The organism is Rhodovibrio sodomensis (genome assembly GCF_016583645.1).
GTDB lineage: Bacteria > Pseudomonadota > Alphaproteobacteria > Kiloniellales > Rhodovibrionaceae > Rhodovibrio > Rhodovibrio sodomensis.
Genome location: NZ_NRRL01000122.1, coordinates 1 through 13,161 on the forward strand (window position 1 = coordinate 1; position 13,161 = coordinate 13,161).

10 protein-coding genes, 1 tRNA gene and 3 pseudogenes are annotated in these 13,161 nt (G+C 67.9%); 5 read left to right on the plus strand and 9 right to left on the minus strand.

Features of this window, described 5'->3' with window-relative positions; all coding sequences use genetic code 11:
- The 3 genes and pseudogenes from CKO28_RS23280 to CKO28_RS23290 all read right to left on the minus strand — a co-directional run.
- A pseudogene (locus tag CKO28_RS23280) lies at nucleotides 1-274 on the minus strand (glutamine--fructose-6-phosphate transaminase (isomerizing)); the annotation flags it as partial.
- 3 nt (nucleotides 275-277) lie between these two features.
- Nucleotides 278-1,702 carry a bifunctional UDP-N-acetylglucosamine diphosphorylase/glucosamine-1-phosphate N-acetyltransferase GlmU gene (glmU, locus tag CKO28_RS23285; RefSeq protein ID WP_338050230.1) on the minus strand — a complete coding sequence of 475 codons (1,425 nt, stop codon included), beginning with the start codon at nucleotides 1,700-1,702 and terminating at the stop codon, nucleotides 278-280.
- 249 nt (nucleotides 1,703-1,951) lie between these two features.
- Nucleotides 1,952-2,317 (minus strand): hypothetical protein, encoded by a 366-nt coding sequence (locus CKO28_RS23290; RefSeq protein ID WP_200343290.1) that lies wholly within the window; start codon nucleotides 2,315-2,317, stop codon nucleotides 1,952-1,954.
- A gap of 204 nt (nucleotides 2,318-2,521) precedes the next feature.
- Between CKO28_RS23290 and CKO28_RS23295 the strand changes: the two genes are divergently transcribed.
- Entirely contained in the window at nucleotides 2,522-3,247 is a 726-nt protein-coding gene (locus tag CKO28_RS23295; protein ID WP_200343291.1) for an HAD-IA family hydrolase, read from the plus strand.
- Between the two features lie 220 nt (nucleotides 3,248-3,467).
- On the opposite strand, the gene CKO28_RS23300 is transcribed toward CKO28_RS23295, so the two are convergent.
- Complete coding sequence (locus tag CKO28_RS23300) at nucleotides 3,468-4,196, minus strand: hypothetical protein (RefSeq protein WP_200343292.1); 729 nt, start codon at nucleotides 4,194-4,196, stop codon at nucleotides 3,468-3,470.
- Nucleotides 4,197-4,427: 231 nt separating this feature from the next.
- Nucleotides 4,428-4,772 (minus strand): SHOCT domain-containing protein, encoded by a 345-nt coding sequence (locus CKO28_RS23305; protein WP_200343293.1) that lies wholly within the window; start codon nucleotides 4,770-4,772, stop codon nucleotides 4,428-4,430.
- Nucleotides 4,773-5,157: 385 nt separating this feature from the next.
- Here CKO28_RS23305 and CKO28_RS23310 point away from each other — a divergent pair, with 385 nt between their 5' ends.
- Complete coding sequence (locus CKO28_RS23310) at nucleotides 5,158-5,640, plus strand: DUF411 domain-containing protein (protein ID WP_200343294.1); 483 nt, start codon at nucleotides 5,158-5,160, stop codon at nucleotides 5,638-5,640.
- 480 nt (nucleotides 5,641-6,120) lie between these two features.
- Here CKO28_RS23310 and CKO28_RS23315 read toward each other — a convergent pair whose 3' ends face one another.
- Both CKO28_RS23315 and aroA read right to left on the minus strand, forming a co-directional pair.
- Nucleotides 6,121-7,482 (minus strand): ABC transporter substrate-binding protein, encoded by a 1,362-nt coding sequence (locus tag CKO28_RS23315; RefSeq protein ID WP_200343295.1) that lies wholly within the window; start codon nucleotides 7,480-7,482, stop codon nucleotides 6,121-6,123.
- A gap of 321 nt (nucleotides 7,483-7,803) precedes the next feature.
- A complete protein-coding gene (gene aroA, locus CKO28_RS23320; RefSeq protein ID WP_200343296.1) occupies nucleotides 7,804-9,150 on the minus strand; it encodes a 3-phosphoshikimate 1-carboxyvinyltransferase in 1,347 nt (448 codons plus the stop codon).
- Nucleotides 9,151-9,412: 262 nt separating this feature from the next.
- On the opposite strand from aroA, the gene CKO28_RS23325 reads away from it, so the two are divergent.
- The 3 genes and pseudogenes from CKO28_RS23325 to CKO28_RS23335 all read left to right on the plus strand — a co-directional run.
- Nucleotides 9,413-9,760: a TIGR02300 family protein gene (locus CKO28_RS23325; protein ID WP_200343297.1), complete on the plus strand. Its 348-nt coding sequence runs from the start codon at nucleotides 9,413-9,415 to the stop codon at nucleotides 9,758-9,760.
- Between the two features lie 210 nt (nucleotides 9,761-9,970).
- A tRNA-Ala gene (locus CKO28_RS23330) sits at nucleotides 9,971-10,046 on the plus strand.
- A gap of 593 nt (nucleotides 10,047-10,639) precedes the next feature.
- Nucleotides 10,640-11,254 (plus strand): annotated as a pseudogene (locus CKO28_RS23335) (transposase); the annotation flags it as partial.
- Nucleotides 11,255-11,422: 168 nt separating this feature from the next.
- Here CKO28_RS23335 and CKO28_RS23340 read toward each other — a convergent pair.
- Together CKO28_RS23340 and CKO28_RS29465 are read right to left on the minus strand one after the other, a co-directional pair.
- Complete coding sequence (locus tag CKO28_RS23340) at nucleotides 11,423-12,610, minus strand: tyrosine-type recombinase/integrase (RefSeq protein WP_242480767.1); 1,188 nt, start codon at nucleotides 12,608-12,610, stop codon at nucleotides 11,423-11,425.
- Nucleotides 12,611-12,636: 26 nt separating this feature from the next.
- Nucleotides 12,637-12,786: pseudogene (locus tag CKO28_RS29465) on the minus strand (helix-turn-helix domain-containing protein); the annotation flags it as partial.
- Between the last annotated feature and the right edge of the window lie 375 nt (nucleotides 12,787-13,161).

Sequence of the window (13,161 nt, forward strand, 5' to 3'; positions counted from 1 at the left end):
GGGCGTTGGCGTGCGGGTGGGCGTTGCCCTCGCTCGGCCGGCCGTGGGTCGCCCAGCGGGTGTGGCCGATCCCGGTCGTGCCCTCGATCGGCGCCTCCTCCAGCCGCTGGGCCAGGTTGCGCAGCTTGCCCTCGGCCCGGCGGCGGTCGATCTTGCCGTTCACCAGCGTGGCGATCCCGGCCGAATCGTAGCCGCGGTACTCCAGGCGCCGCAGGGCGTCGAGCAGCAGCGGGGCGACCCGGTTCCGTCCGACGATGCCGATGATGCCGCACATGGCCTAGCTCCCGTCCGTGTCTGCGCCCGTTCGGCGCGCCTTTTCCGCCTGGCGGGACGCGCGGAACCGCGCGCCGCCGCCCGCCACCGTCCGCTGCTGGGCGCGGGTGAGCGCCAGCGCATCGTCCGCGACGTCCTGGGTCACCGTGCTGCCGGCCCCCACGATCGCCCCGGCGCCCACCGTGACCGGCGCGACCAGGGCGCTGTTGGAGCCGATGAAGGCGCCCGCCCCGATCTCCGTGCGGTGCTTCAGCGTGCCGTCGTAATTGCAGGTGATCGTGCCCGCGCCGATGTTGGCGGCCGCGCCCACCACCGTGTCGCCCAGATAGGTCAGGTGGTTCGCCTTCGCCCCCGCGCCGAGCTGGGCGTTCTTGGTCTCGACGAAGTTGCCGACCCGGCTGTCCGCCCCCAGCACCGTGCCGGGCCGCAGGCGGGCGTACGGGCCGACCTGGGCGCCCGGGCCGACCTGGGTGCCTTCCAGATGGCTGAACGCCTTGATCGTGGCACCTTCGGCGACCGATACGCCGGGACCGAAGACGACGTGCGGCTCGACCGTCACGTCGGCGGCAAGCGCGGTATCGTGGCTGAAGAACACCGTCTCGGGCGCACTCAGCGTGGCGCCGCCGGTCATCGCGGCCGCGCGCAGGCGCCGCTGCATCTGGGCTTCCGCGGCCGCCAGGTCGGCGCGGCTGTTGACGCCCTGCATCTCCGCTTCGCCGCCCAGCGCCACCGCGATCCGCGCGCCCTGGCCGCGGGCGATTCCGACGACGTCGGTCAGGTAATACTCGCCCTTGGCGTTGTCGTTGCCGACGCGCGCCAGCGCCTCGAACAGCAGGTCGGCGCGGGCCAGCAGCACCCCGGCGTTGCACAGCTCGATCGCGCGTTCCCGCGGGTCCGCGTCCTTGGCCTCGACGATCCGCTGCAGCAGGCCGTCCGCGTCCAGCACCAGCCGGCCGTAGCCGCCCGGATCGCGGGCCCGGAAGCCGAGCACGGCGATCTCGGCGGCCTGCTCGGTCCGGCTCCGGCGCAGGCCGGCCAGGGTTTCGGCGGTCAGAAGCGGCGTGTCGGCGCAGGTGATCAGCACCTCCGCCTGCGGGTCGGCGGCGAGCTCGCCGAGGGCGGCGTGCGCGGCCTGGACGGCATGGCCGGTGCCCAGCCGCTCGGTCTGTTCGGCGGTGGCGTGCGGGGCGGCCGCTTCGGCGACCGCCGCCTGCCCGGGGCCGACCACGACGACGCAGCGCGCCGGCCGCAGCTGCGCCACCGCGTCCAGCACGTGGCGCAGCATCGCCTTGCCGGCGACGTCGTGCAGCACCTTGGGCCGGCGGGAGCGCATGCGCGTACCCTGCCCCGCCGCCAGCACGACGACGCCCAGCGGGCGGGTAGAGCCGGGCTCCTGCGCGGATGCGGATCGGGTCTGTTCGGCGCTCACGGACACTCGACTTCGCGGGCGAACCGCCTGGGGATGCGACGCGTTGCTTGCCGGAGCTAGCCAAGCTGGCGCCCCGGCTTCAAATCAAGGCTTGTTTCATCATGTTGCATCGCCGCGTGCAAGCCGACCCGGCGGGTTAGCTCCACCGGGCCGCGCAGGTCCCGAACGCACCGTCGCGACGTGCGCGGCCCGTCGAGGCGGGCGCGCGGAAGGGTCGACACGAGCTTCCGCGCACCCGCCCGATACCGCCTATTCGCCGTTCGTGCGCTGCTGCAGCACGGCGGGATCGTCCGGCGGCGGGGCCGTCCCCTCCTGCTCGGACATCAGGCTCTGCAGCCGGTTCCAGGATTGCTGGAACTGCTTGCGCGCCGCGCTCAGGGCGTCGCCGCTGGCGTCCTGCAGCTGGTTCCAGTCCTCCCTGGCGTTTGCCCAGGCTTCCTGGACGCTCATCTCGCTGCCCCCCATGTCGCCGCCCGCCGCCTGGCGGTCGCCGGCATCCCGATCGCCGCTCTGCCCAGCCGCGAGCGCCGGCAGGCTGGTGCCGGCGAGCAGCAGTGCCAGCATCAGCGCCGCACCGGCCCGCTTGGCGCCGGCCGCCTTGTGGATCGTCGTCATGGCTGCGTCCTTTCGTTTCAGTTCGTCCGTCCACGGGATGCAACGGGGTCCCTGTTAGGCTAGCATCCCGTCCAGCCAGCCACGTCAGGCCGCGACCGCGCGCGCGCAAGCCGGTGCGGCCGTGTCAAACCCGTGGCCGCCGCCGGCGCCGCCCACGCGCGCCCAACCGATGCCAGACCGCCGATCCGGGAGCGCCACGCGCAGATGTCCGACCGTCCGTCCAACGCCACCGCCGACCGCCTGGACGCGCCGGCGACGCTCGTCATCGACCTGGACGGCACGCTGGTCGACACGGTCGCCGACCTGACCCGCGCCCTGAACCAGCTGCTGGCCGCGCAGGACCTCGTCCGGCTGCCGGAGAACACGGTGCGCAAGCTGGTCGGCCGCGGCGTCGGCCGGCTGGTGGAATGGGGTCTGGAGGCGGCCGGCGGCCGGCCCGACGGCCGGCATCTGCCGGAACTGGTGCAGGCGTTCAAGGACATCTACGGCCGCGACCCCGCGAGCCGCAGCCGGCCCTACGACGGCGTGATCGAGACGCTGGACCGCTGGCGCGCCGAAGGCCACACCATGGCCATGTGCACCAACAAGCCGCAGGCGCCCAGCGACTTGATCCTGCGCGACCTCGCGCTCGCGCCCTATTTCGCCGCGGTGGCCGGCGGCGACCGCTTCGCCGTGCGCAAGCCCGAGGCCGGCCACCTCACCGGCACGATCGAACTCGCCGGCGGCGACCCGGCACGCTGCGTGATGATCGGCGACAGCATCACCGACCTGGACGCCGCGCGCGCCGCCGGCATCCCGATCGTCCTGGTCGACTACGGCTACACCGCCCAACCCGCCGCGACCCTCGGCGCCGACGCGACCGTCAGCTCGTTCACCGAGATCCCGGCCCTGCTGCCGGGGCTGGTGGACGGGCGTGGTTCGAAGGGGTGAGGCCGCAGAGAGGCTCACGGGCCGTGCGTCCGGTATACGCGCGAAATCGGCCACGACGCGGGTGAATGCTGACAGCAGCGATGGGCCAATGCGGCCGCGCGATAGCTGTATGCTTGGTCATCGGGCAATTTTTGCTGGAGGATTACCCTGTAGCTAACGCTGAAGCGCCCCGCCCTCCGGCTCACCGGGAGCGGGACGCAAAACTCGAAAGTATTCGAGATCAGTTGGCAGGTATCCAGCGGCCGGTCTCCGGATCGACCTCGAAACGGCTCACGAGCGAGCCATCTTTGGTCACCACTTCGGCGACGATCCGGTCCTCATGTTCTTCTACCTTGCCGACCTTCAGGTTGGGGTTCCTAGCGACACGCTGCTCAAGAACGGCCCGCACGTCGTCGGTCGTAACCTCGCGCTCGGGAAAACGCTGAATACCGTACTCGGGTCCGTACATCACGCCAGGACCCATCCCATAGCCCGGCCCCATCATGCCGGGCCCCATGCGTTGGCGAGGCATCATCATACCAGGCCCCGTCTGACCCGGCCCCATCATGCCCGGGCCCATTTGGTAGCCTGGGCCCATCATCCCTGGCGGCATCTGGTAGCCATTGTTGTAGCCACGCTGAGCGCTCCAGTTCTGCATCCATTCGTGCATCCGTTGGTGCCATTCGGGATCGGCTTGTCCCTGTCCGTAGCCGTGACCCTGGGGGCCGTAGCCCGGACCCATGCCGCGTTGCTGGCCCATCCAGCCCTGCTGCATGCCGTAGCCAGGCCCCATCATCCCGGGCCCCATGCCCTGTCCGCGCCCCATCATGCCGTAGCCACCACCCATTCGTCCGTTACCAGCTTGCGGCTGCTGACTGTCAGATTGGTTTTGTGCGACGACGTTCGGCGCCGACAACGCCACTGAGGCTGCCAGTATTGCGCCGGCTGCAAAGGCGACTTTTCGGATCATTGTTTGGGCTCCCTCCGATTGGTTGTTTTCGTTTGTGATTGTCTGGTGCGCTTTGCGTTGCGCCTCTTTACCTGATTACGGCCCCCTTGAGCGTTCAGATACTAGAACATTGATAAATCTTCGGTGCCAACGCTTCGGTTCAGCCGCCACGCATCGCTGCCAGAGATCGATGCACGATATCTGTTTTCTATTAGACTTGACACGCCATCCGTACACGCGACGAGCCCCAAATCACTCTTCGAGGGCACGTTTACGCTCGCTGAACTCTTTTTCGTCGATCTCGCCGCGGGCAAACCGTTCTTCAAGAATAGCACGTGCCGACGAGCCGGCGGCGTGTCGGGCACGTTGCTCGGGTGGGCCCAACCACCGGATCACCGCGACGACGCCAAAGACTAGCAGCCCGACGAAAAGGATCATCATAAAGGGCCCCATGATCCAATGGGCCCATCCGCCGTTCCACATCATGTGGTCGTAACGGCCGGCGGGATTCCCTTGCGCCATCGCCGTGGATGTCGCGCTGATCACACCCGCCGCAATGGTTGTTGGTGCGGCCCTGCAAAGCCAATTCTCCTTCATCGTGTTCTCTCCTGTGATCCTTGAGTTTTGGAACCGACAAGCGATGCCGATCTCCGGAAGCGTTCCCTACTCCGCCGCCTCCTGTTTCGTACCGGGCAACGGAATACCCCTCCGTTCTTCTCAGCCTTGGTAGGTAGGCGTACCCAGAGCCGAATCGGATATCGGTGGGGCGTATTCGCGGCGCTCAATTTGCGCATGCATATTTGCGCGAGACTGGCACCTTCCATTTGGTGGAAGGTCAATATGCAAATTTTGCCTGTTCTCACCTTGATCACGGTGTCGGCACATTGTTGGATACAGAGCCATCAACGAGGTAGCGTGCCCTTGAAGCGATTTTCGAAAACCAAGCATCTTAGCTAGGACTGGAAAGGACTGGAAAGGCAGGATGAGCCGACACAATGACCGAAGTCTACTCAACCGCCGTGGTTTCGCGGGCGCGCTGATCGGTGTGACAGCGGCAGCCGCACTGCCGTGTATCGGCTCGGTCGCCGCGGCCCCTGCCAAGACGATGCGGGTCTACAAGAGCCCAACGTGCGGCTGCTGCGCACGCTGGGTAGGTTACGTTCGGGCCGATGGCTGGAAGGTCAAGGTGGTGAACTTGCAGGATGTGACGCCGATCAAGAAGCAGGTCGGTCTGCTGCCGCAGCTTGCGTCCTGCCACACAGCGATCGCGGATGGATATGTGGTGGAGGGCCACGTGCCGCTTCCGGCGATCGAAAAGCTGATGGCCGAGCGCCCCGATGTGCATGGCATCGCAGTGCCCGGTATGCCTCAGGATTCCCCCGGGATGGGGGGCGGCGGCATCCAGGACGTCTTCGCCTTCACCCGGGACGGGCGTACCCGCCTTTACACCCGAGTTGCCGGCTGAGCGCGTCATCGCGACCCACGGCGAAATCGCGATCTAATAAGATCTTGGCGCCGAGAGAGAACGCGTCGGCCACAGCTGTCTCTACGGGTGTCGTAGAGAGACGCACGGTGTTGAAAAGTTCAGATCAGCAGCAACAAGCCAGTCGCCCCGCGACCTTGGTTGGTTGCTCTGTCGTCTGGTTTGGGTCACATCACCCGCCGCCCTTCGCGGGCTGACCGTCGGCGGGTTTCGACCCGGTTCTCGCGGTCGACGTGACCTGTTCCGAGAGCTGGCTGGATCGCATGGCCCGCGCACGGGTGTCTCCCCGTGGCGACACGACACGAAAAAAGCCCGCCGCCGCAGGTCCTGCGGCGACGGGCTTTGCCGCGCGGGGTTGCCGGGCGGCCTCGTAAGCGGCCGGATGCCGGCTGGCGGGTCGGGAGGCTGAAGGGGAACAACCCGCTCAGCTAACTCCCGCCCGCCGACGCGCCACGCCAGGGCTTACTCGGCCGGGATCTCGGTCGCGCCCTGGATCTGCACCGTCTTGGTGCCGTCCTTGGTGAAGCGCCAAATCGCGATCGGCGTCTTCACGTCGCCGTTTTCGTCGAAGTCGCAGGCGCCGGCGGCCCCGGAGTAGTTGATGTCCTCGCCGTTGCGCAGCATCTCCATCGCCTGGGCGAAGTTCTCCGGCTTGCCGCCGTCGATGCGCGTGCCGCCCGGGTTGGCGACCGGCCGCAGGTTGTCGCGGATGGTGCGGCCGTCGAGCTCGCTCGCCCCGGTCGCGATCGCGCGGGCGACGGCGAGACCGATCGACGCCCCGGCGTCGTAGGCCGAGTTGGTGAACGGCACGATCCGGTCGTGGTCGAACTGCGACATGAACGCGCTCTGGAAGTTCTGGTAGGCGGGCAGGCTCGGGTCGGAGCCCGGCGCGGTGCCCATCTTGCCGACGAGGTCCTCGGCCCCGACGGCGTTCAGCACCTTCTGCGACTTGTTGCCGTCGACGAACTGCCAGTTGGTGAAGCCGAAGACGTCGCGCGACTCCTTCAGGAAGGTGGCGGTGTGGCCCGGATAGGAGCAGCAAACCAGGATATCCGGGTCGTCCTTGAGCGCCACGGCCAGCTGCGACTTGTAGGTCGGCTGGACCTGCTCGGGGTGCGGCACCTGGGCTTGCACCGTGCCGCCGCGCAGCTGGAACGACCGCGCGAACGCGTTGGACAGCCCCTGGCCGTAGGGGTTGTTCACGAAGATCGTGGCCGCCGTCTTGTTGGAATAGTCGTCCATGATCTCGCCGGCGGCGAGCTGCGCGGCCACCACGCCCTGCAGCGCGTCGGAGGAGGTCGTGCGGAACAGCAGGTCGGCCTGCGCGTCCTCCGGCAGCACCGTGATCAGCGGCGAGGTCGAGCCGTTGGAGATCTGCAGCACGCCGTTGGGGATCGACACGGAGGTCGCGGTCGCCACCGTCACACCCGAGGACCAGGCGCCGATCATCGCCGGTACGCCGTCGGCCTCGACCAGCTTGCGGGCGCTTTCGATCGCCGGGGTCGGCAGGGTGTTGGTGTCCTCCACGATGTGCTCGGAGATGATCTCGTGGCCGAACACCTCCTTGGCGGCCTGGTTGATCTGGTTGACCGCCAGGCGCGCGCCGTCCCGGTAGAACGGGCCGAACTCGGCCGCGGAGCCGGTCATCGGCGCGATCTGCCCGATGTTGACCTTGGCCGCCTGCGCGCGCACGCGCGGGGCGCCAACACCGGTCAGCGCGAGCGCGCCGCCCGCAACGCCGGCGGTCTTGATGAAGCCGCGGCGGTTCATGCCGTGGCGCTGGGCCTGGGTCGTGCCCGCGTGACTGCGCTTGGTGTCGCTCATTGGTGAGCCTCCCTTGCTGTCGTGTCTTGTCGAAACGCGCGTTCACGTCGCTCGGCGTTTACCCCAACCGGGCGGCCGCCCTCGCTGTCTTGCCGGGCCCCGGCCGCGGGGCGTTTTTGGTGGGGTGGCTTGTGCCGCCCGGCGGCATGAACGCTATCAACTCCTCCCCGGTTCCGTTAACCCCAAGCGTGCGCCAAACCGCACTCCCGACTCGACAATGCGGGAATTAGCGGTAGGCCGTGGGTTCGTCGGCCGTCGCGCCAGCCGGCCGCCGGGCGGGCCGCGCGAGGCGGAGGCCGCGACCGGCGGCCCCGAGGCCGGCTAGCTCTTCAAAAGCGCGCCCAGGCCGGTCATCAGCGCGTCGAACCCGGGGAAGGAGGTGTCGATCGGCCGGACGTCGTCGACGCTCACCCCAGCCTCGCTGACCAGCCCCAGGATCAGGAAGCTCATCGCGATCCGGTGGTCCAGCCGGGCGTCCAGGCTGGCCCCGCCGGCCGGCCGGCGGCCGCCGGTGCCGTGCACGGCGAGCCAGTCCTCGCCCTCCTCGATTCGCACCCCGCACGCCTCCAGACCGCGTGCCATCGCGTCCAGCCGGTCGCTTTCCTTGACCCGCAACTCGGCGATGCCGTGCATCACGCTCCGCCCCTCGGCGAGCGCGGCGGCGACGCACAGGATCGGGTACTCGTCGATCATCGACGGCGCACGCGACGCCGGCACCTCGACCGCCTGCAGCGGGCCGGCCCGGGCGATCAGGTCGGCCACCGGCTCGCCCGCCTCGGTGCGCTCGTTCCGCACGCTCAGCGCCGCGCCCATCTCGCGCAGGGTGGTGAACAGGCCAGTGCGGTGCGGGTTCATCCCGACCGCCGGCAGGTCGACCCGGGAGCCGGGGACCAGCAGCCCGGCGACCAGCGGGAACGCGGCGGACGACGGGTCCGCCGGCACCCGGACCAGCCGGCCGGTCAGCTCCGCCTCGCCGACCAACGTCGAACGCCGGCCCTGCCCGGTGCGCTCGACCCGCACCTCGGCGCCGAAGGCGCTCAGCATCAACTCGGTGTGGTCGCGCGTCTCCTCGGGCTCGATCACGCTGGTCTCGCCCGGCGCGTTCAGGCCGGCCAGCAGCACCGCCGACTTCACCTGGGCGGAGGCGACCGGGAGGACATATTCGAGCGGCAGCGGGTCGGCCGTGCCGGTCACGGTGAGCGGCAGCCGGCCGCCGCTGCGCGCGGAGATCTGCGCGCCGATCCGGCTGAGCGGCTCGATCACCCGGCCCATCGGCCGGCGGCGCAGCGAGGCATCGCCGGTGATCACCGCGCTCACCGGGTGCCCGGCCAGCACGCCCATCAACAGCCGGGCGCTGGTGCCGGAGTTGCCCAGGTCGAGCACGCCCTCCGGCTCGACCAGCGCGCCCACGCCGCGGCCCCGGACGCGCCAGCTCTCGCCCGGGCCGCCGCGATGGATGGTCGCGCCCAGCGCCGCCATCGCATCGGCAGTCGCGATCACGTCGGCACCGGTCAGCAGGCCGTGGATCGTGGTCTCGCCGGCGGCGAGCGCGCCCAGCATCAGCGCGCGGTGGGAGATCGACTTGTCGCCGGGCACCGCGGCGCGGCCGGACAGCCCCTCGGCCGGCCGGGCGGTCAGCGGACGCGGGGGCGCGTGGGGATCGGTCATCGGTCCTGCAGGGGTTCGGCCTGACGGCGTTGGCGCGCGGGCGGGCGGCTTGCACGGGCACGGCGAAAGCCGGGCACGCCCGGCCTTTTCCTTTTGACAGGTCCAGCCGGGGCGTGGCAATTGCCGACGCCGTACCAGCGGCCGGGCCCTGAGCGCCGACGCCGGCTTGCGGCGCACGCCGCCTGGACCCGGCCCCCGGTCGTCTGCTGACCGGACGCGAACGACGCAGCAGCCCATTCACGGAGCAACGGGGGACCAAGCCGTGGCCAAGCCCGAGTGGGGCAAGAAGCGCCTGTGCCCGTCATGCGGCACGAAGTTCTACGACCTGCGGAAGAGCCCGCCGGCCTGCCCGTCCTGCGGCGAGACGGTCGATGTCGAGGCGCCGACCAAAAGCCGGCGCAGCCGCGGCAAGGACTCCGGCCGCGCCAAGGCGGCGTCCGCCGCGCCCGCCGCCCCGGCCGCGTCCGCCGAGGAACCCGTCCTGGGTGACGAGACGGACGAAACGCCGCTCGACGACGACACCAGCGAGGAGATCGACGACAGCTCCGAGCTCGGCGAGGACGAACCGCTGGGCAACGTGGTCGACGACGACGAACAGGAGAACAACTAGCCGGCCGGCCGCCCCGGTCCGGCCGGGGTCCGGCGCGTTTTCGAAGGCGCATCCGGTCCCAGCCGGGCCGGGCGCCCAAGACCGCAAAATCGATCAAGCGTCGCCGGCAGTTTTCTCTTGTCACCCCGGGCGGCGCTTCTTAGGTTCCGGTGCGACGGCGGACGGGCGGTTCCCAGCGCCCGGCACGATCTCTCACCGTCGCACGCGGTTGGGGCCGTAGCTCAGCTGGGAGAGCGCTACAATGGCATTGTAGAGGGCGTGGGTTCGAGTCCCACCGGCTCCACCACTCAACCCCCTTGGAAACAGGGGGTTTTTAATGACTAGCCGAATCGTCCGAGAGGGCGGTACTCACCAAGTGCTCAGTTCTGAAGGCTGGAATCCCCTCCTCCCTCGGATTCGAAGGGGCTAGAATCACGGCATGAGCATAATCAAGGACATCCTCATTTTCCTGGCAGCTGGCAAGGGCTAGAGCGCTTTGTGTGGCTGCTGAACCGGCTGGATTCCCAACCCAGTGGGGATGTGACTCAAGGTGAGGGCTGGTGAACGAGGCTAGCTCTCATGGCCAAGTCGTTATCGGTCGATCTGCGCCGCGGTGGCGTGGAAGCCGTTAAAGCCGATGGGACCGCAGGGCTGCACCCGAACGGTTCGGGGACAGGGTGTCTTCCGCGATCCGCTGGGCTCAGCGTGCCTGGACGCGCTGGCACGTCGACCCCGACACGCGCGGCGGCAATCATTGATCCCTTCGGATTGATGAACAACGCAACCAGATCCTGAGATGGGTCGACGGGAAGCCGGACCTCACCTTGGCGGAGGTCGCTCACCGGCTGGACGCGGTCCTGGACTACTGTCCGACGCCGAACGTCGTCTGCTGGTACTTCCAGCACAGCGCCACGAAGTGACGCGGAAAAAACTGCGCGCGCCACGGCGCAAGGCCGTGCGGACGAAGCCCGATGCCGCCTCGCCTGGTTCGAAGGCCACCCCGATCTTGACGCCGAGCGGCCGGTGTTTACCGACGAGTGCGGACCATCGACGAAGATGGCCCGGATGTATGGTCGCTCCGCCCGTGGCGATCGGTGCCGGGCACCGGTTCCCCGCGGTCACTCGAAGACCACCACCTTCGTCGGCGCCCTCCGCCTGTCCGGCATGACCGCGCCGATGACGCTGGACAGCGCAATGACCGGCGTGGCCTTCCTCGCCTATGTCGAACAGGTCCTGGTCCCGGCCCTGCGGCCAGGCGACATCGTGGTAATGGACAACCTGCCGGCCCACAAGCCGCCGGCGATCCGCGCGACGATCGAAAGGACAGGCGCCGAACTGCACTTCCTTCCGTCCTACAGCCCTGACTTCAAATCGAGATGGCTTTCTCGAAGATCAAAGCCCTCGTCAAAAAGGCGGCGGCGCGGACCGTTACCAGCCTCTGGGACGCCATCCGCAACGCCATCAATTCGTCACCCCGGACGATTGCCAGGCCTTCTTCACCGCAGCGGGCTATGAGCCAGAGTGATCGGAATCCGCTCTAATTTCGGGGCCGCAGCGGTCGCGTGGGGAGTAGGCCGATGCCGGCGACGCAAATACAAGCGACTCTCAAACCGCGTGCTGGCCAGGGCGCAGGAGCAGATTGATTGAGGACGAACGGAGAAACAGCAGACCGTAAGCCGCAAGCTACTCTTCCCACACCGCGGACTCGTTCGCCGCGTCGCGGCCTTGCTTCATGTAGTCGGGGTGGTGGTGCCAGTAGTGCCGCCGCGCCATGCGCTCATCGACGTGGCCGAGGTATTCGGAGAGGTCGCGCATTGAGACGCCGCGCTGCGCCATCCAGGTCGCGCCGGTGTGCCGGAAGACATACGGGGTCACGCTCTTGTACAACTCAATCTCGCTTGGGTCTTCCCCGCATTCCACGGCGTGCGCCTTCAGCACTCGCTCGGCGCGGGCGGTAATCGTCTTGAGGGCCGACTTCACTTCCTTGATTGGGCGCCCCTGGTAGAGGACGACGTGGCTTTTCGGGTCGGGGTTGTGCGGGCGCACTTCCGCGAGCGTTCGGTAAAGGGCGTCGGTCATCGGTAGGTTCGGCCGGCGCTTGCGGTTTTGTGCGCGGCCAGGTGGGTTCAGGGCGATGCGGCGGCGCGACATCTTGCACTGCTGCCATGTGAGGTCGAAAATCGCCTCCGGGCGCGCGCAGGTCTGAAGGCAAATCTTGATGAACAGCCCCACGTGGTCGTACCCGAGCGCGTGGGCGGAGCCGAGCAGGGCCAGCACCTCGTGAGGGAGAAGCCAGCGCTCGCGTACATTACCGCCCTGCGGAATCTTGACGTACGGGGCCTCGATGAGGACGTGGTTCTCCCGTGCGAAATGCAGCACGCGAGACAGGGTGGCGCAGGTCCGGTGGATGTAGTCCTTTGAGTACCCCTTGTCGTGCCGGAGCCAAGCAATCCACTTATCCTGCGTCTTTGGCAGCGGCGGGGGGTTCTCGCGCGTGTCCGTCTGCGTCAGGTCCGCGACGGTGGCGCTCCCCCAATACTCCAGGATGAGTTCGCACGCCCGCAGCGCCTGGTCCATGGACGCCAGCTTGGGGGCGCCGTGGGTGGCATATGTGTTGATGAGGGCGGCGAGCCGGGCCGACTCGATCGGCTGGTGATGCTTCTCGGCATCGCGCTCGGCTACAAGCGCCGACCGCTTCCTTTCAGCCTCCCGATAGTCTCGCGTGCCAGTAGTACGGCTCCGCATTCCTCGGGCGCTGGCATCGTAGTACCATATCTGGTAGATGCCGGTTTTGGGGTGGACCTTGAGGTACGGTGTTCCATCCCCTTTTCCACCGGTATTGTAGCCGGAGCTTCGCTTTGGGCGTGCCATTTTGGTTTCATCCTTGTCTTTTCGAGGTAAAGATCAAGATCAGCGAGACTGTGCCGATAGCGTTTGCCGACCATGAAATAGCCAAGTTCTCGCGCCTGCCTTAACCGCGACAAGGTGGCCTCGGAGATGCTCAAGTATTCAGCCGCTTGGCGGCTTGTCATGAGGTTGGCAGGCATCAGGTCGAAACTCGGTCGGTGGTTCTCTGCCAACTCTATGGGTCTGCGAAATCGCAAATGTCCCTCAGACGCTCAAAAAAACCGAAAAACGTGTTATTTTTATCGTATATACAACCGAAGCGGCTCGTGCGTTCGTGGTTCGTTAATAACTTGCGAAGCAGATCGGCTACGTGATTTCTTGCGGATCCGCAGCAGTAATACCACCGGCTTCGGAAGCTGACTCGATAGCGGGGATTCCCAGCGACGAATCGCATATGTTGGGCTTTAGGCAAGCTGACCGACAAGATGACTGGGAGGAGCTTGCCATGCCCGCACCGGTCCCGCTGCGGGCCGACTATTCCGCCGAGGAGCTGCGCAACGAGGCCCGGCATGCCT